This is a genomic window from Isoptericola sp. NPDC060257 (assembly GCF_042726645.1).
GTDB lineage: Bacteria > Actinomycetota > Actinomycetes > Actinomycetales > Cellulomonadaceae > Isoptericola > Isoptericola nanjingensis.
Genome location: NZ_JBHXAW010000074.1, coordinates 1 through 16,817 on the forward strand (window position 1 = coordinate 1; position 16,817 = coordinate 16,817).

Annotated in this window: 16 protein-coding genes; 7 read left to right on the forward strand and 9 right to left on the reverse strand. The window is 74.4% G+C overall.

Features of this window, described 5'->3' with window-relative positions; translation table 11 throughout:
- On the reverse strand, positions 1 to 3,641 hold a 3,641-nt coding region (locus ACFWEK_RS08465), incomplete at its 3' end, for a proline dehydrogenase family protein (protein WP_430553760.1).
- A gap of 53 nt (positions 3,642 to 3,694) precedes the next feature.
- Between ACFWEK_RS08465 and ACFWEK_RS08470 the strand changes: the two genes are divergently transcribed.
- Positions 3,695 to 4,540 (forward strand): helix-turn-helix domain-containing protein, encoded by an 846-nt coding sequence (locus tag ACFWEK_RS08470; protein ID WP_430553761.1) that lies wholly within the window; start codon positions 3,695 to 3,697, stop codon positions 4,538 to 4,540.
- Between the two features lie 3 nt (positions 4,541 to 4,543).
- Here the strand turns inward: ACFWEK_RS08470 and ACFWEK_RS08475 are convergent, their stop codons facing one another.
- Positions 4,544 to 5,845 carry an Nramp family divalent metal transporter gene (locus tag ACFWEK_RS08475; RefSeq protein WP_430553762.1) on the reverse strand — a complete coding sequence of 434 codons (1,302 nt, stop codon included), beginning with the start codon at positions 5,843 to 5,845 and terminating at the stop codon, positions 4,544 to 4,546.
- A 205-nt stretch (positions 5,846 to 6,050) separates the two neighbouring features.
- Here ACFWEK_RS08475 and ACFWEK_RS08480 point away from each other — a divergent pair, with 205 nt between their 5' ends.
- The 3 genes from ACFWEK_RS08480 (at position 6,051) to ACFWEK_RS08490 (ending at position 9,073) form a co-directional block, all read left to right on the forward strand.
- Positions 6,051 to 6,644 (forward strand): biotin transporter BioY, encoded by a 594-nt coding sequence (locus ACFWEK_RS08480; protein ID WP_430553763.1) that lies wholly within the window; start codon positions 6,051 to 6,053, stop codon positions 6,642 to 6,644.
- A gap of 255 nt (positions 6,645 to 6,899) precedes the next feature.
- A complete protein-coding gene (locus ACFWEK_RS08485; protein ID WP_430553764.1) occupies positions 6,900 to 8,183 on the forward strand; it encodes a Glu/Leu/Phe/Val dehydrogenase in 1,284 nt (427 codons plus the stop codon).
- Between the two features lie 41 nt (positions 8,184 to 8,224).
- Positions 8,225 to 9,073: a putative protein N(5)-glutamine methyltransferase gene (locus ACFWEK_RS08490; RefSeq protein WP_430553771.1), complete on the forward strand. Its 849-nt coding sequence runs from the start codon at positions 8,225 to 8,227 to the stop codon at positions 9,071 to 9,073.
- Here the strand turns inward: ACFWEK_RS08490 and hemQ are convergent.
- The 4 genes from hemQ to ACFWEK_RS08510 form a co-directional block, all read right to left on the reverse strand.
- Positions 9,033 to 9,797, reverse strand: a complete 765-nt coding sequence (gene hemQ, locus ACFWEK_RS08495; protein ID WP_430546769.1) for a hydrogen peroxide-dependent heme synthase — start codon at positions 9,795 to 9,797, stop codon at positions 9,033 to 9,035. The two genes, ACFWEK_RS08490 and hemQ, sit on opposite strands and share 41 nt — an antisense overlap.
- Before the next feature lie 19 nt (positions 9,798 to 9,816).
- Positions 9,817 to 10,962, reverse strand: a complete 1,146-nt coding sequence (locus ACFWEK_RS08500; protein ID WP_430553765.1) for a ferrochelatase — start codon at positions 10,960 to 10,962, stop codon at positions 9,817 to 9,819.
- Positions 10,963 to 11,042: 80 nt separating this feature from the next.
- Positions 11,043 to 11,528 carry a MarR family winged helix-turn-helix transcriptional regulator gene (locus tag ACFWEK_RS08505; RefSeq protein ID WP_430553766.1) on the reverse strand — a complete coding sequence of 162 codons (486 nt, stop codon included), beginning with the start codon at positions 11,526 to 11,528 and terminating at the stop codon, positions 11,043 to 11,045.
- 66 nt (positions 11,529 to 11,594) lie between these two features.
- Complete coding sequence (locus tag ACFWEK_RS08510) at positions 11,595 to 12,356, reverse strand: isoprenyl transferase (RefSeq protein WP_430553767.1); 762 nt, start codon at positions 12,354 to 12,356, stop codon at positions 11,595 to 11,597.
- A gap of 260 nt (positions 12,357 to 12,616) precedes the next feature.
- On the opposite strand from ACFWEK_RS08510, the gene ACFWEK_RS08515 reads away from it, so the two are divergent.
- Positions 12,617 to 13,390, forward strand: coding sequence for a hemolysin III family protein (locus ACFWEK_RS08515; protein WP_430546773.1), 774 nt, complete (start codon positions 12,617 to 12,619; stop codon positions 13,388 to 13,390).
- Between the two features lie 25 nt (positions 13,391 to 13,415).
- Here ACFWEK_RS08515 and ACFWEK_RS08520 read toward each other — a convergent pair whose 3' ends face one another.
- The 3 genes from ACFWEK_RS08520 to mca are packed head-to-tail and all read right to left on the reverse strand — an operon-like array spanning position 13,416 to position 15,582.
- Positions 13,416 to 14,360, reverse strand: coding sequence for a carbon-nitrogen hydrolase family protein (locus ACFWEK_RS08520; protein ID WP_430553768.1), 945 nt, complete (start codon positions 14,358 to 14,360; stop codon positions 13,416 to 13,418).
- A complete protein-coding gene (locus ACFWEK_RS08525; RefSeq protein ID WP_430553769.1) occupies positions 14,357 to 14,710 on the reverse strand; it encodes a hypothetical protein in 354 nt (117 codons plus the stop codon). Before ACFWEK_RS08525 ends, ACFWEK_RS08520 begins: the two co-directional genes overlap by 4 nt.
- The gene (gene mca, locus ACFWEK_RS08530; RefSeq protein ID WP_430546803.1) at positions 14,707 to 15,582 is read right to left on the reverse strand and encodes a mycothiol conjugate amidase Mca; all 876 of its coding nucleotides are present in this window, start codon (positions 15,580 to 15,582) and stop codon (positions 14,707 to 14,709) included. Before mca ends, ACFWEK_RS08525 begins: the two co-directional genes overlap by 4 nt.
- A 107-nt stretch (positions 15,583 to 15,689) precedes the next feature.
- Here mca and ACFWEK_RS08535 point away from each other — a divergent pair, with 107 nt between their 5' ends.
- Positions 15,690 to 16,133: a DUF4307 domain-containing protein gene (locus tag ACFWEK_RS08535; RefSeq protein ID WP_430553770.1), complete on the forward strand. Its 444-nt coding sequence runs from the start codon at positions 15,690 to 15,692 to the stop codon at positions 16,131 to 16,133.
- 194 nt (positions 16,134 to 16,327) lie between these two features.
- Complete coding sequence (greA, locus tag ACFWEK_RS08540) at positions 16,328 to 16,810, forward strand: transcription elongation factor GreA (RefSeq protein ID WP_429764557.1); 483 nt, start codon at positions 16,328 to 16,330, stop codon at positions 16,808 to 16,810.
- The last annotated feature ends 7 nt before the right edge of the window (positions 16,811 to 16,817 follow it).

Below are 16,817 nucleotides of genomic sequence, written 5' to 3' on the forward strand. Positions count from 1 at the left end.
GCCTTGACGGGCGGGATCGACCCGTACGTCTTGCAGAGGATCTTCTGCTCGGCGTCGCTGGTCATGAACTTCACGAACTTCTTGGCACCGTCGATGTTCTTGGTGTTCTTGAACACCGCCATGTTGATGCCGGCCACCATGGAGTTGGTCTGCTTGCCCGCGCCGGGGGCTCCGGTCGGGACGGGGACCGGAGCGACGCCCCAGTCCTCCGGCTTCATGCCCTGGGCGGCGAAGGTGGTCGCGGCGGCCTCGCGCAGGCCCGGCGCGCGGCCGACCACGCGGACGCGCCCGGTGACGCGGCCCGCCGCGACGGCGGCGGCGAAGTCCGCGTGGGACGTCGGCGCCTCGTGCGGCACGCCCCAGCCGGAGTCCGTGTCGGGGACGACGACGGCCGGCACGCCGGCGCGCTTCGCCGCGGCGAGCACGCGCCGCACCTCGATCGGCAGGGCGCCGTCGCCGACGCGCACGGTGAGGCGATCGATCGGCCGGTAGCGGAAGGTGTTCTCCTCCACCGTCAGGCCCGACTTGTCGTGCCCGACGCCGATCTCCGTGGCCCAGGCGGCGTCGTCCGACGCCTGCGCCGCGGCGAGCCAGCCCTCGGGGTCGTTCGTGCGCGACGGGAGGTCGGCGTCCGCCCACGCGCCGAGCTCGGCGACGTAGTTGGGGCCGCCGGCCTTGGCGCCCGGGCCCACGGCCGAGGCCTTCCAGCCGCCGAACGACTGCCGCTGCACGATGGCGCCGGTGATGTGCCGGTTGACGTACACGTTGCCGGCCTCGACGCGGTCGAGCCAGGTGGCGATCTCGTCGTCGTCGAGGGAGTGGATGCCCGCCGTGAGGCCGAAGTCGACCTGGTTCTGGAGGCGGATCGCCTCGTCCAGGTCCTTGGCGGTCATGATGCCGAGCACGGGGCCGAACACCTCGGTGAGGTGGAAGAACGACCCCGGCGCGACGCCGTCGCGCAGGCCCGGCGACCAGAGCCGGTCCGCCTCGATGCCGGCCGCGGCGGCCGCGTCGTCCAGGCGACGCGGGCGCACGAGCCACGACTCCCCCGGCTCGAGGGTCGTGAGCGCGCGCAGCAGCTTGCCCTGCGCGGGCTCGGTCAGCGGCCCCATGACGGTGGACAGCTCGGTGGGCGAGCCCACCGCGAGCGACTGCACGGCGTCGACGAGCTGGCGGCGGAACCTCTTGCCGGTCTCGGTGGACGGGTCGCCCACGGAGCCGACCAGGATGACCAGCGACGCGGCCGAGCACTTCTGCCCGGCGTGGCCGAAGGCGCTCTTGACCAGGTCGGACACGGCGAGGTCGAGGTCCGCCGACGGCGTCACGACCAGCGCGTTCTTGCCCGACGTCTCCGCGAGCACCGGGCGCTCCGGCCGCCAGGAGGCGAACAGCTCGGCCGTCTCGATGGAGCCGGTGAGGATCACGCGGGCGACGTCGGGGTGCGTCACGAGGTGCTGGCCGAGGTCGCCGTCGGGCACCCGCAGGAACTGCACGACGTCCCGCGCGACCCGGGGGTCGAGCCCGATCTCCGGCGCCACCTCGTCGAGCGCGGCGTGCACGGCCTCGATCGCGAGCTCGTAGCAGCGCGGCGTGGTCGGCGCCGGCTTGGCGAGCACGGTCGACCCGGCCGCGAGCGCCGCGAGGGCGCCGCCCGTGGGGATGGCGACCGGGAAGTTCCACGGCGGGGTGACCAGCGTGACGCCGTCGGGCGTGAACGTGGCGCCGTCCACCTGCTCCAGGGCCTCGGCCATCGCGGCGTAGTAGTTGGCGAAGTCGATCGCCTCGCTGACCTCGGGGTCGGCCTCGGCGACGGTCTTGCCGGGCTCGTGCACCATGGCGGCGACGAGGTCCGTGCGGCGGGCCTCGAGCTCGCGCGCGGCGGCGCGCAGCACGCGCGCGCGGTCGGCGGGCGCGACGGCGCCCCAGGCGCCCTGGGCGGCGACGGCGCGGGCGACGGCGTCGTCGATCGCCTCGGTCGAGGCGACCTCGGGAGCCTGTACCGGGACGAACCCGGAGTCCGGCCCGACGACGCTGCGGGCCCACGCGCGGTGCGCGGCCACGGCGGGGTCGGTGTCGACGGCGTTGCGGAACGGCTCCGCCGTCGGGCAACCGGCGGCGGTGGGCGCGGTGGCCCCGCCGGCGAACCGGTCGCGGCGGCGCGGCGCGACGTCGACCGGCCGGTAGTGCACGCCGTCCCGCACCGACGCCCGGAACGCCAGCTCCTGGCGCTCCATCGGGGTGGCCTCGACGCCACCCGTCCCGGCCGCGGGCGCGAACGCGGCGTGCAGGAAGTTCTGCTCGGCGGCGTTCTCCTCGAGGCGGCGCACCAGGTAGGAGATCGCGACGTCGAAGTCCTCGTCGCGCACCACCGGCGTGTACAGCACGACGTGGCCGCCGTCCTTGGCCACCTCGTCGCGCACGAGGCGCGCCTCGATGGGGGCCATGCCCTGCAGCATCTCGATGTCGAGGCCCTCGGTGACGCCGCGGCCGCGGGCGAGCAGCACGGCGAGCGCGACGTGGAAGAGGTTGTGCGACGCGACGCCGAGGCGCACGGCCGCGGTGCGGTCGGCGCGCAGGTGGTGGTCGAGGATGCGCACGTAGTTGGCGTCCACGTCCGGCTTGGTGGGGTACGGCGCCTGCGCCCAGTCGTGCAGCTCGGCCTCGACGTGCTCCATCGCCAGGTTGGCGCCCTTGACGAGGCGCACCTTGATGCGCGCGCCGCCGTCGGCCACGCGCTTCTGCGCGAACTCGGTGAGCTCGTCGAGCGCGCCCATCGCGTCGGGCAGGTAGGCCTGCAGCACGATGCCGGCCTCGAGGTCCTTGAACTCCTCGCGGTCGAGCACCTGCGTGAAGACCGCGGTGGTCAGCGCGAGGTCCTTGTACTCCTCCATGTCGAGGTTGAGGAAGACGCCGTGGTCGCGCGCGGCCCGGTACAGGGGCAGCAGGTGCTCGACGACGCGCTCGCGCGAGCCGTCCAGGTCCCAGGTGACGAGCTGCGCCGCGACGGAGGACACCTTGACGGAGACGTAGTCGACGTCGGGCCGGCGCACCAGGTCGATGGTGCGCTGCAGGCGGGCGGCGGCCTCGTCGTCGCCGAGCACCGCCTCGCCGAGCAGGTTGACGTTGAGCGTGTAGCCCTCGGCGCGGGTGCGGGCGAGGTGCGCGGTGAGGCCCTTGCCGGCGTCCGCGACGAGGTGGCCGACGAGCTGGCGCAGGCGCACGCGCGCGGCGGGGACGACGACGGACGGCAGCACGGGGGCGACGACGGCGCCGACCTTGAACAGGGTGCGGTCGACGGGGCCGAGGAAGGTGGCCGAGCCGGCGTCCCGCCCGAGGCGGGCGAGCGCGGTGGCGGCGACGCCGACGTCCTGCGGGCGCGCGACGTCGTCGACGAACCCGACGGCGAGCTCGAGCCCGGCCGGGTCGGAGACGAGCGAGCCGAGCCGCTCGGCGGTGGCGCGCGTCTTCCGGTCGGCGCGGGTGGTCGACCCGGTAGCGCCGGAGGAGCCGGAGGCGACGGCGATCCAGTGGTGGGCGAGGGCGACCGCGTCCTCGACCAGGGCTTCGGCGCCCGCGTCGGTGGGGGCGCTCTGCACGGCGGAAGGGGTGGCGCCGCCGCGCGCCGGAACGGAGGTACTCATGCCCCCAGGGTGCGCCCTGGGGCCGGGGCCCGTCTTGTACGATCGGGCGCGCGATGGGAGCAGATTCCGACAACACCACCGGCACCGCGGGCGACGCCCCGGGAGAGCCCGTCGGCGACCCCTCGCCGGTCGGCGCCGAGGCCGCGGCGGACGTCCCCGGCACCGCGGCTCTCATGGCCGCCCTGTCCCCCGTGATGGTGGACCTCATGGACGAGCTGTCGGACGTGATGTTCTGCGCCAAGGACGCCGACGGCCGCTACCTCGCCGTGAACCAGGTGTTCGTGCGCCGCACCAACGAGCGCTCCCGCCGCCAGGTGCTGGGCCGCCGCGCCGTCGACCTGTTCGTGCCCGAGCTGGCCGAGCGCTACGAGGCGCAGGACGCCGAGGTGGTGCGCACGGGTCGCCCGCTGCGCAACGAGCTGGAGCTCATCCGCCGGGTGGGCGGGACGCCTGGCTGGTTCCTCACCGCGAAGCTGCCCGTGCGCGACGCCGCGGGCCGCGTGGTCGGCCTCGTCTCCGTGTCGCAGGACCTGCGCTCGGGCGACGCCGACGACGCGACGATGGACGCGATGGCCCGCCTGGTGGCCGCCGTCGAGCGGCACCTGGACGCCTCCCCCGGCGACCCGCTGTCCGTGGCCGACCTGGCGCGGCTGTCGGGCAGCACGCCCGCCGTCCTGGACCGCCGGGTGCGCAAGGTCTTCGGGCTCTCGCCGCGCCAGCTCGTGCTGCGCACGCGGGTGGACCGCGCCGCGCACCTGCTGACGTCCACGACCACCCCGCTCGCGGAGGTCGCCGCCGCGGCGGGCTTCTACGACCAGCCGTCGTTCACCCGCACGTTCGCCCGGCTCACGGGCGAGACGCCGTCGTCGTTCCGGCGCCGCGCCCGCGCCGCGGGCTGAGGGTCACCCGCCGAGCACGGGCGCGAGCGCCTCGATCAGCTGCTGCACGCCGAGCACCACGAACATCAGCGTCACCAGCCCGAGGATCACGTTCGTCAGCGGCCGGTTGCGCCACCGCGCCGGCACCCGCGACGAGTTCATGAGGATGAGCAGCGTGACCGCCAGGAACGGCATGAACAGCGAGCCGAGCGCGCCGTAGGCGACGACGAGCGCGATGGGCTTGTCGAGCAGGAGCAGCAGCATCGGCGGGAACGTGAGCCACAGGATGTACGCCCTGTAGTAGCTGCCGCCGGCCTTGCGCCGCGGGTCGTCCTCCGCCAGCCCGCGGACCGTGGCGACGAAGTCCGCGAACATCAGCGAGACGCCGTTCCACACGCCCAGCACGGACGAGAACGACGACGCCCAGAAGCCGACGAGGAACAGCGGCGCCATGAACGCCCCGTACCGCTCGGCGAGCACGTCGGACAGGTCGACCAGGCCGCCCTCGCCGTCGGCGACCGTGATGCCGGAGGAGTACAGCAGCTCGGCGCCCACGATGAGCATGGAGATGACGAAGACGCCGGAGATCACGTACGCCATCGCGTTGTCGATGCGCATGACCTTCATCCAGCGCGGCGCGTACCAGCCCTTCTCCTTCAGCCAGTACCCGTAGGCCGCCAGCGTGATGGTGCCGCCGACGCCGCCGGCGAGGCTGAGCGTGTAGAGGATCGATCCCTCCGGGATGCGCGGCACCAGGCCGCCGAGGATCTGGCCGAGGTTCGGCACCGTGAGCACCGCGGAGCCGACGATTGTCACGAACATGACGCCCACGAGCACGGCGATCACGACCTCGAACATCTTGTACTTCCCGAGCCAGACGATGGCCGCGCCGATCAGGCCCATGCCGATCGCGAACCAGATCAGGTCGACCTGCGGGAACAGCGCGACGAGCGGCAGCGCCGAGCTCGACATCGCCGCGGCGCCGTAGCTGAAGCCCCACACCACGATGTAGACGCCGAAGTAGACGCTCGCCCACGCGCCCAGCGACTTCCAGCCGTCGAAGATCGTGCGGTTCGTGGCGAGCGACCAACGGCCCGCGCCCTCCACCAGGACGATCTTGATGATCACGCCGAGGACGGCCGCCCAGAGCAGGGTGTAGCCGAACTTGCTGCCCGCGACGAGCGTGGCGACCAGGTCCCCCGCGCCGATGCCCGTGGCCGCGACGACCAGGCCGGGGCCGACCAGCTTCCAGCGGGGGCGTTCCACGTCGGAGCCGTGGTCGAGGTCTCGGTCGAGGGCGGGGGGTGTGACGTCCTTGTCAGCCATGTCGCCGGAGGCTACCGCACGGAGGTTCCAATCCTGTGACATACCGGGCGCGTCGGCGGGCCCCGCTGCACGATTCCCACAAAGGAGCCGCCCCAGCACGCCCGCTGCCCCGCCGCGTGTGTACGACCTGCACAAACAGACGCCCCCGAGCGTTGGTCCACCTCGGTCATGACCGCGGCCGCCGTCCGCCCCTAGCGTCGTCGTCATGACCGCAGCCGCCCTCCCCCTCTCCCCCGCCCGCCCGCGCCGCGTCCTCGCCGACCTGCTGCCCGGGGCGCTCGCCCGCGACGCCGTCCTCGTCGTCGCGGTGGCCGCCCTCACCGCGCTGGCCGCGCAGGTCGTCGTCCCGGTGCCCGGCCTGCCGGTGCCGCTCACCGGCCAGACGTTCGCCGTCCTGCTGGGCGCCGCCGCCCTCGGCCCCTGGCGCGGGGCCGCCGCCCAGGCGGTCTACCTCGCCGCCGGCGTCGCGGGCCTGCCCGTGTTCGCCGGCGCGACGGCGGGCTGGGAGTCCGTCGCCGGCGCGTCCGGCGGCTACCTCGTCGGCTTCCTCCTGGCGGGCGTGGTCGTCGGGGCGCTCGCCCGCCGCGGCGCCGACCGCCGCGTGCTGTCCACCGTCGGCACCTACGCGCTCGGCACCCTCGCCGTCTACGCCGTGGGCGTGCCGTGGCTCGCGGTGAGCACCGGGATGCCCGTGGGCGCCGCGCTGCTCTCCGGCGCCGTCGTCTTCCTGCCCGGCGACGCGCTCAAGGCCGCGCTCGCCGCCGCCCTGCTGCCGACCGCGTGGCGGTTCGTGCGCTGACGCGCACCCCGGTCCCGCCGGTCGAGCTTGTCGAATCGCCGTCCCCCGGTCTCGACAAGCTCAACCGGCGGCATCGTCGGGTCAACGCCCGGACACGGCTCCGTAAGGCGGCGGGTTTCGCCCGCTGAAGGGTGCGCGGGAGCGGCTACGGTGGGCGCCGAGGCCCACCATCCCGGGCCGCGCCAACCCTGCCGGGGCCCCTACCCGGGGACCTCGGCACCGTGTCCTGGAGGACCCGTGACGACGACGACGTCGATGACCTCGACACCCCTGCCCGACACCCCGGCCGCGCCGCGGGCGAGCTCCCCGCTCGACACGGCGCACAGCCAGCTCGCCAGCGCCGTGGCCGTGCTCGGCTACGACGAGGGCCAGCGCCGGATGCTGGCCACCCCCCGCCGCGAGATCCACGTGGCCGTGCCGCTGCGGCGCGACGACGGCGAGACCGTCCTCTTCCACGGCTTCCGCGTGCAGCACAACATCACCCGCGGCCCCGGCAAGGGCGGCCTGCGCTACGCGCCCGGCGTCGACATCGACGAGGTCCGCGCCCTCGCGATGTGGATGACCTGGAAGTGCGCCATCGTCGACCTGCCGTACGGCGGCGCCAAGGGCGGCGTCGCCATCGACCCGCGCGACTACTCGACGGCCGAGCTGGAGCGCGTCACCCGCCGGTACACGTCCGAGATCATGCCGATGATCGGCCCGGACACCGACATCATGGCGCCCGACATGGGCACCGACGAGCACACGATGGCGTGGGTCATGGACACCTACTCCGTGAACCGCGGGTACACGATCCCCGCCGTCGTCACCGGCAAGCCCCTGGCGCTGGGCGGCTCCCGCGGCCGCGGCACCGCCACCAGCGCCGGCATCGTGCACGTCACCGCCGCGGCGCTCGGCGAGGCCAGCGTGCCGCTGACCGACGTCACCGTCGCCGTGCAGGGCTTCGGCAAGGTGGGCTCGCACGCCGCCGCGATCTTCGCCGCGCGCGGCGCGACCGTCGTCGCGGTGAGCGACCAGTACGGCGGGCTCCGCAACGACGCGGGCCTCGACATGCCCCGGCTCCTCGCGCACGTCGCGGCCACCGGCTCCGTCGTCGGCTTCGACGGCGCCGACCCGCTGTCCAACGCCGACCTGCTCGGCCTCGACGTCGACGTGCTCGTGCCCGCCGCCGTCGAGGGGGTGCTCGACGGCGTCACCGCCGCCACCGTGCGGGCGCGCTGGGTGGTCGAGGGCGCCAACGGACCGACCACCACGGACGGCGACAGCGTGCTCGCCGCGAACGGCGTCACGGTCGTGCCGGACGTGCTCGCCAACGCGGGCGGCGTCGTCGTCTCCTACTTCGAGTGGGTGCAGGCCAACCAGACCTACTGGTGGTCGGAGGAAGAGATCGCCGACCGCCTCGAGCACCGTATGACCTCCGCGTACGGCGACGTCTCCGCGCTCGCCAAGCGCGAAGGGCTGTCCCTGCGCGACGCCGCGCTGGTCATCGGCGTGCAGCGCACCGCCGAGGCGCACCGCATCCGGGGGCTGTACCCCTGAGCACCGACCGGACGGACCCCGCACCGCCCGCGGCCGACGACCTGGGACCCGACCTGGAGCCCCTCGTCGCGCGGCTGCGGGCGGCGGGCTGCGTGTTCGCGGAGGACGAGGCCGCGCTGCTGCTCGAGGCGGCCGTCGACGCCGTCCGCCTCGAGGGCCTGGTCGCGCGGCGCGCGGGCGGCGAGCCGCTGGAGCACGTGCTCGGGTGGGTGGAGTTCGCCGGCCGACGCTGGTCGGTGGGCCCCGGCGTGTTCGTGCCCCGGCGCCGCACGGAGCTGATGGTCGCCGCGGCGCTCGCGCTCCCCGCCCCGGCCACGGTGCTCGACCTGTGCTGCGGCTGCGGCGCGGTGGGCGGCGCCGTGCTGCTGGGGCTGCGCGCCGCCGGGACCGATCCCGTGCTGCACGCGAGCGACGTCGAGCCCGCCGCGGTCGTGCACGCCCGGCGCAACCTGGCCCCGCTCGGCGCCGCCGTGCACGAGGGGGACCTGCTGTCCGTCGTCCCCTCCGTGCTGCGCGGCCGCGTCGACCTGCTGCTGTGCAACGCGCCCTACGTCCCCACCGACGCCATCCCGACGATGCCGCCCGAGGCGCGAGACCACGAGCCCGCGGTCGCGCTCGACGGCGGCGCCGACGGCCTGGACGTGCTGCGCCGCGTCGTCGCGGCGGCACCGGGCTGGCTCGCCCCGGGCGGGTCGCTGCTCTTCGAGGTCGGCACGGACCAGGTGCCCGGCGCGACGACGCTCGTCGAGGCGCACGGGCTGAGCGTCATCGTCGTCACCGACGAGGACCCGGACGACGACGCCGCCACCGGCGGCACCGTCGTCGTCGCGACCCTGGACGCGAGCAGGGTCACGCGCGGGGCTGCTTCTCCGCCCAGTCGGCGAGGGTGACGCGCGGGCCGGTGAAGAACGGCACCTCCTCGCGCACGTGACGCCTGGCCTCGGTCGCGCGCAGGTCGCGCATGAGGTCGACGATCCGGTGCAGCTCGTCCGCCTCGAACGCCAGCAGCCACTCGTAGTCGCTCAGCGCGAACGTGCTCATCGTGTTGGCACGCACGTCCTTGTACCCGGCCGCGGCCATGCCGTGGTCGCGGAGCATCGTGCGGCGCTCGTCGTCGGGCAGCAGGTACCAGTCGTAGGAGCGCACGAACGGGTAGACGGAGAGGTAGTCGCGGGGGCGCTCGCCGGCGAGGAACGCAGGCACGTGGCCCTTGTTGAACTCGGCGGCGCGGTGCAGCGCCACGACCGACCACTCGGGCGCCAGGGACGCGCCCAGCCTCGACGCGCGCAGCCGCTGGTAGGCGCCCTGCACGGACTCGACCGACGGGCCGTGCACCCACACCATGAGGTCGGCGTCGGCGCGGAGGCCGGCGACGTCGTACACACCGCGCACGACGACGTCGCCCTCGGCGCGGGCCGGGTCGCGGGCGTCGTCGGGCTGGCCGTCCCAGAGGGCGGCGTCCGCCTCCGCGGCGATCTCCGCGCGCTCGGCGTCGCCCGCCGGCAGCGGCTCGGCGGTGGAGAAGACCGCGATCATGGCGTACCGGATGGACTCGTTGATCGAGGCGGCGTCGACGGTCTCGCCGGTGTCGCCGTGGATGTGGCTGTCGGTCATGACGTCCTCTCGGGGCGGGTCAGGAGTGCAGGTCGACGCTGCACAGGGCGGGGATGCCGCTCGGCTCGCCGTCGCGCCGCAGGCAGCAGCCGGGCGCGCACACCGAGCGGAAGGCGGGGAGGTTGCCGACCGTCTCCTCCACGACCTCCTCGCCGCGGGCGATGGCCGCGCGCTCGAGGAGCAGGTCCACCAGGCCGGACACGAACGCCGGCCGGGTGCCGACGGTGCCCGCCCGGACCGCGGTCATGCCGAGCTCGGTGGCCGTGGCCATCGCCTCGGTGTCGAGGTCGTAGGCCACCTCCATGTGGTCGGACACGAACCCGATCGGGGACAGGACGACGTCCTTGAGGCCCTGACCGGCACGCTCGGTGAGCAGGTCGTTGACGTCCGGCTCGAGCCACGGCTGCGACGGCGGGCCGGAGCGCGAGCAGTACGCCAGCTCCCACTCGACGGCGTGCCCGCGCACCTCGGAGACGACGGCGGCGATGACGGCGGCGACGTCGAGGTGCTGCGCGGAATAGGTGGCGTGCGAGACCTGGGACGCCGCCTCCATCGTGTCCGGGATGGAGTGCGTGACGAAGACGAGCTTCGCCGCGGCCGGGTCGCCGCCCTTCGCCTCGAGCGCCTCGTAGCCCTCGAGGACGGCCTCGGCGTTGGCCGCCACGAAGCCCGGGTGGTTGAAGTAGGAGCGGATCTTGTCGAACTGGACACCCGTGGAGCCGTCCGCGCCGAGCTGCCCGCGCTTCTCCAGCGTCACGGCGAGGTCCTCGCGGTACTGCCGGCAGCCGGAGTAGGACGAGTAGGCGGACGTGACGAGCGCGACGGCGCGCTTCGCACCCAGGCGCTCGAGCTCGTCGATCGCGTCGGTGGTGTAGGGCTCCCAGTTGCGGTTGCCCCACACGACGGGCAGGTCGAGACCCCGCTCGGCGAGCTCGGCCTCGAGCGCCGCCTTCAGCGCGAGGTTCTGCTCGTTGATGGGGCTCTTGCCGCCGAAGCCGTAGTAGTGCTCGCCGACCTCCTCGAGCCGCGAGTCGGGGATCCCCTTGCCGGCGGTCACGTTGCGGAGGAACGGGACGACGTCCTCCGGCTTGTTCGGACCACCGAAGGAGTACAGGAGCAGGGCGTCGTACGGGCCGGCATCGGCCGACTGGGGGGTCAGCGACATGACTGCCATCATGGCACCGGCCCGAGGCTCGGCCCGCCGAGAACGGCCCCCGGCCGACGTGACGTTGATGGCACGCGTTGTCATCTCCGGTCAGGGATGTCCGCCTGCGCCAGCCGGAGCCGGTCCAGCAGGTCGCGCAGGTGCTCGAGCTCCTCGCCCGGCAGGGCTGGGCCAACGTACTCCGCGATCGTGCGCACGTGCGCCAGGCCGGTCTCGCGCTGCCGCCGCGCCCCGTCCGGGGTGCGGCGCACCAGGGTGCCGCGGGCGTCGTCCGGCGGCACCGACCGGGTGACCAGTCCGCGTCCCTCGAGCCGCTCGACCATCCGCGACAGCGACGACTGGGCGATGAGCATCCCCTCGTTGAGGTCGCGCAGCCGCAGCTCGCCGCCGGGCGCGCGGGACAGCGTGAACAGGACGTCGTACTCGCGCATCGACAGGTCGCGCCAGATGTCGTCGGCCTGGAAGCGGCGCATGAGCGTGACCTGCGCGCGGAACAGCGACTCCCAGGCCTCGGCGGCGAGGCGGACGTCGGGCGCGGGTCGGGTCTCGTGGTCGGGCGAGGTCACCGTGGCAGTGTGCCCCACCCGCCGGTGGTCGAGCCTGTCGAGACGCAGAACCGGGTCGCGACAGGCTCAGCGGCCGAGGCGCCGCTCCCGCCGGGAGAAGTCGCGCAGGGCGCGCAGGAAGTCGACGCGGCGGAAGTCGGGCCAGTACGCCTCGCAGAAGTAGAGCTCCGAGTGCGCGCTCTGCCACATGAGGAAGCCGCCCACGCGCAGCTCGCCCGACGTGCGGATGACGAGCTCCGGGTCCGGCTGTCCCTTGGTGTACAGGTGGGCGGCGATGTCGTCGACGTCGATCCGCTCGGCCAGCTCCTCGAGCGACGCCCCGGTGGCGGACTCCTGCTTGAGGTACGACCGGACGGCGTCGGCGATCTCGTGCCGGCCGCCGTAGCCGACGGCGACGTTCACCTGCAGGCCCTGGACGTTCTTCGTGGCCTCGGCCGCGGAGCGCACGGCGTCCGCGAGCTCGCCCGGCAGCAGGTCCAGCCGGCCCACGACGCGCAGCCGCCAGCGCCCCGACTCCGCGAGGTCCTGGACGGCGTCACGGATGATGTCGAGCAGGTCGGCGAGCTCGGACGCGGGGCGCGCGAGGTTGTCGGTGGACAGCATCCAGAGGGTGACGACCTCGACGCCGAGCTCCTCGGCCCAGCCCAGGAACTCCGCGATCTTGTCCGCCCCGCGCCGGTGCCCCGTGGCCGCGGTCTCGCCGAACGACCGGGCCCACCGCCGGTTCCCGTCGAGGATGACGCCGACGTGCCGGGGCGTCTGCGCCGTCGGCAGCGAGGCGGCCAGGCGCCGCTCGTACAGGCCGTAGAGCAGGTGGGGCATGCGCACGCGGGACCTCGAGGGTTCGGGCCGGGCCGCGGGCGCGCGACGGCGCAGGCGCCCGGCGGGGGCGGGACGGACGGAGAGCGGGACAACGGTACCGCTCCCGTGGACCCGCAGGTCCAGGGCCTGGCGGACGCCCGGCGACGCCCCGCAACCCCTGCGCACGATCTTCACGGCGCGGGGTCACTGCGCCCGCGCCGCGTCCCCTACGCTGACGTAACCTACGGATGCGTAGGTTCAGCGCGTCCGATCGAGAAGGAGCACCCGTGGCAGCAGCCGCCCAGCCGAACGGCCACCGGGCCGACCGGCTCGACGTCGACGACGTCAAGGAGGTCGCCCGCGAGGCGAAGGGCGTCGTGGGCGACGCCGTGCAGACCGTGTCGGCGGCGGCCGCCGGGAAGGCAGCCCTCCTCAAGCCGCACCTGCGTGGCTGGATCCACGCCGTGACGGCGCCGCTGGCGCTGGCCGCCGCGATCGTGCTCGTCGTCCTCGCCGACACCACCGCCGACAAGGTCGCGTGCGCGATCTTCGGCGTCACCGCCGTCATGCTCTTCGGCACCAGCGCGGTCTACCACCTCGGCACCGGCACCTGGTCGCCCCGCACGGCCGCCGTCCTGCGACGCCTGGACCACGCCAACATCTTCCTCATCATCGCCGGCACCTACACGCCCCTGGCCGTGATGCTGCTGCCGCGCGGCACCGCCACCGTGCTCCTCGCCGTGGTCTGGGGCGGCGCGATCCTCGGCCTCGTCGGGCGCGTGCTGTGGATGAGCGCGCCGCGCTGGCTCTACGTCCCGGTGTACGTGGCGCTGGGCTGCGTCGCCGTCGGCTACATCCCGCAGTTCGCCGCCGCGGGCGGCGCCGCCGTCGCCTGGCTGGTCGCCTCGGGCGGAATCGCGTACATCCTCGGCGCCGTCGTGTACGGCACCAAGTTCCCGAACCCGTCCCCGCGCTGGTTCGGGTTCCACGAGATCTTCCACGCGCTCACCGTTGTCGGCTTCACCTGCCACACCGTGGCGATCTACCTGGCAGCCCTGTAGCCGCGCACGGCCGGTCCCGGCGGGCTCAGCCCGCGGGCACCACCAGGTAGCGCCGGTTCGCCAGCGACGGGTTCTGCAGGCGCACCTGGGCCAGCGGCTCCGGGTCCAGGTCCACGGTGCGCACCTGCGGGGTCTCGTCGAGCTCGAGGCCGACGACGCCGTCCGGCCCGGCCAGGAGCGACCGGCCCACCAGCCCGGGGCCGGACATCCCGACGCCGATCACCACGGCCGTGTTCTCGATGGCCCGCGCGCGGATCAGCGTGCGCCAGTGGTCCGCCTTGAGCGGGCCGTCCACCCACGCCGCCGGCACGACGATGACGTCGGCCCCGGCGTCCACGAGACGGCGCGCCGACTCCGGGAAGCGCAGGTCGTAGCAGGTGACGACGCCGAACGTGAGGTCCCCCAGCCGCAGCACGAGGGGCGGCACGCCGGGCGGGCCGGGCTCGAGACGGTCGGACTCTCGCGTGCCGAACGCGTCGTAGAGGTGCACCTTGCGGTAGGCGCCGACGACGGCGCCCGTCGCGTCGACCGCGACGACGGTGTTGAACGCGCGCGTCGGCGGCCCGGGCGGCGAGCCCACCGTCGGCGTCGTCCCGGTGATCGCGGGCAGCGAGCCCGTCACCGCGGGGAACGCACCGCTGACGGCGGGGAACGCGCCGGTCACGGCCGGGTGCTGGCCGGAGCTCGCGGCCGGGGCGCCGTAGGCGGGCAGGGTGGTGCCGGCCACCACCGCGATGCGGTACCGCGCGGCGTGCTGGCGCAGGGCGGTGACGAACGGGCCGTCGAGCGGCTCGGCGTGCTCGACGCCGACGCCGTGCGGGTCGTAGCCGGAGGAGTACTCCGGCAGCACGAGCAGGTCCGCGCCCACGCGGCCGGCGGCGAGGAAGGCCTCGGCGACCGCCTCGCGGTTGGCGTCGTGGTCGGCCGTGATCGCGAGCTGGCCGACCGTGACCCGCACGCTGGCGCTCATCGACCGGGCTCGCCGTCCGTGCCGTCGCCCGTCCCGCCGTCGCCGGCGCCGCCGTCGCCGCGCGGCCCGGCACCGTCGGGCGCGGCGCCGGGCGCGCCGGAGCCCCGCCCCGGGCCGTGGAGCCCGAAGTGCTTGGGTTCCTCGAGCGGGATGCCCTGGTCCTCGGCGTTGCGCTGCGCGCGGCGCAGGTGCCGCGTGAGCGACAGGAAGAGCAGCACGCAGGCGACGGCCACGGCGAACGTCGCGACGAACCCGGCGAGGCCGGGCGTCACCTGGAGCTCGTCCGGCCCCTGGCTCGGGCTGGGGCTCGGGCTCGGCGCGGCGGCGAGCAGGGTCCAGACGGCGCTCATCGGACCTCCTCGCGGAGGCCGGCGAACAGGTCGTCCTCGGGCAGCGACGTCGGCACCCGCGAGTCGGCGAGCTCGTACTCCTCCGTGGGCCACACGTCGGCCTCGAGGTCGCGCGGGACGGCGAAGAAGAACCCGTCCGGGTCGATCTGCGACGCGTGCGCCACGAGGGCCGCGTCCCGCTGGGCGAAGAAGTCCGCGACGGCGACGTGCGTCGTCGCCTCCCGCTCGGGGATCTCGCGCGCCGCGCGCGACTCGATCCAGTCGCCGAACGGCGACTCCAGGCCGGCACCCTGCATCGCCTCGTGGACCGCGCGCATGCGCGCCATCGAGAAGCCGTGGTTGTAGTAGAGCTTCAGGGGCTCCCAGGGCTCCGCGCCGCCCTCGACGACGTACCGGGAGGCGTCGCCCGCCGCGTGGTAGGCCTCGAACGACACCTCGTGGCACTTGATGTGGTCGGGGTGCGGGTACCCGCCGGACGGGTCGTAGGTCGTCATGACGTGCGGGCGGAACTCGCGCACCAGCTCGACGAGCGGCGCCGCCGCCTCGTCGAGCGGCACCAGGCCGAACGAGCCCTCGGGCAGGGGCGGCAGCGGGTCGCCCTCCGGCAGCCCGGAGTCCACGAAGCCGAGCCAGGTCTGGCGCACGCCGAGCGCCTCGGCCGCGGCCGCCATCTCCAGGCGGCGGACCGCCAGGCGGCCCTCGATGCTGTCGAACTCGTGCCCCTCGGGCACCTGGAAGCTCGGGTTGAGCACGTCGCCCCGCTCCCCGCCCGTGCAGGTCACGACGAGCACCTCGACCCCCTCGGCGGCGTACCGCGCGGTGGTCGCGGCACCCTTGCTGGACTCGTCGTCCGGGTGCGCGTGCACCGCCATCAGACGCAGGGGCTCGGGCCGCGGGGTGGGCGGCACGGAGGAGGCGGAGGACAAGGTCCCTCCCGGGGTGACGGGTCGACAGAGAGGTTCAGGGACAATGGTGCACCATGAGCGAGCCCGTCAGCCCCACTCCCCCCGCCGACCGGTACGGCACATCGCGTGCCGGACAGGGCGGTCGGCAGGACGGCCGACGCCCGCTCGGCACGCGGGCCAAGGTGGCCATCGGCGCCGCCCTCGCGGCGGCGGTCGGCGTGGCCGCCTGGTTCTCGGTCGAGCAGACCCGTCGGGACCCCGTGACGGTGGAGATGGTGGGCTTCGACGTCCGCGACGCCGAGCAGGTCGACGTCACCTTCCAGGTGCACATGCCGCCCGGCACGACGGCGGTCTGCGACGTGGAGGCGCTCGCGCAGAGCTACGCCCAGGTCGGCACCCTCGAGGTGCCCGTCGGCCCGGCCGAGCAGCAGACCTCCACGTACTCCGTCACCGTGCGCACGTCCGAGGAGGCGACGACCGCGGTCGTCGAGTCCTGCGACGTCCCCGACGCCTCCTGAGACCACCCCGAACCCGACGTCCCGACCGGGATCACCCTGTTCGCCCAGGGCAGAGGCCTGGGTTCTGGCGCCTGCCCGGGCTATCCTGAGGGATTCACACGCAGTCCTGCCCCAGCCGACGCGCGTGCCGACGCCCGTCGGTCGCCCGCGCACGGCCGAAACAGGCCATCGAGCACCACGAAAGGAGAGCCCTCGTGACCGAGAGCACTGTCACCTGGCTCACCCAGGAGGCTCACGACCGGCTGCAGGCCGAGCTGGAGCACCTCTCCGGCCCCGCCCGCACCGAGATCGCCGAGCGCATCGCCGCCGCCCGCGACGAGGGCGACCTCAAGGAGAACGGCGGCTACCACGCCGCCCGCGAGGAGCAGGCGAAGAACGAGGCCCGCATCCGCGAGCTCACCGAGAAGCTGCGGCACGTGCAGATCGGCACGCCCGCGGACGACGGCGTTGTGGAGGCCGGCATGGTCGTCACCGCGGTCGTGGCCGGGGACGAGATGACGTTCCTGCTCGGCTCCCGCGAGATCGCCGGCACCACCGACCTCGACGTGTACTCGCCGACGTCGCCGCTCGGCGCCGCGATCGACGGGCACCGCATCGGCGAGAAGGTGGCCTACACCGCGCCGAACGGTCGCGAGATCCCCGTCGAGATCCTCAAGGCCACGCCCTTCGCGGGCTGACCTCCCC

Excerpts from the sequence above, each read along its gene's own strand:
- ACFWEK_RS08470 (WP_430553761.1), top strand. The coding sequence starts at position 3,695 with ATGGGAGCAGATTCCGACAACACCACCGGCACCGCGGGCGACGCCCCG.
- ACFWEK_RS08475 (WP_430553762.1), bottom strand. The coding sequence starts at position 5,845 with ATGGCTGACAAGGACGTCACACCCCCCGCCCTCGACCGAGACCTCGAC.
- ACFWEK_RS08480 (WP_430553763.1), top strand. The coding sequence starts at position 6,051 with ATGACCGCAGCCGCCCTCCCCCTCTCCCCCGCCCGCCCGCGCCGCGTC.
- ACFWEK_RS08485 (WP_430553764.1), top strand. The coding sequence starts at position 6,900 with ATGACCTCGACACCCCTGCCCGACACCCCGGCCGCGCCGCGGGCGAGC.
- hemQ (WP_430546769.1), bottom strand. The coding sequence starts at position 9,797 with ATGACCGACAGCCACATCCACGGCGACACCGGCGAGACCGTCGACGCC.
- ACFWEK_RS08500 (WP_430553765.1), bottom strand. The coding sequence starts at position 10,962 with ATGTCGCTGACCCCCCAGTCGGCCGATGCCGGCCCGTACGACGCCCTG.
- ACFWEK_RS08520 (WP_430553768.1), bottom strand. The coding sequence starts at position 14,360 with ATGAGCGCCAGCGTGCGGGTCACGGTCGGCCAGCTCGCGATCACGGCC.
- ACFWEK_RS08525 (WP_430553769.1), bottom strand. The coding sequence starts at position 14,710 with ATGAGCGCCGTCTGGACCCTGCTCGCCGCCGCGCCGAGCCCGAGCCCC.
- mca (WP_430546803.1), bottom strand. The coding sequence starts at position 15,582 with ATGGCGGTGCACGCGCACCCGGACGACGAGTCCAGCAAGGGTGCCGCG.
- ACFWEK_RS08535 (WP_430553770.1), top strand. The coding sequence starts at position 15,690 with ATGAGCGAGCCCGTCAGCCCCACTCCCCCCGCCGACCGGTACGGCACA.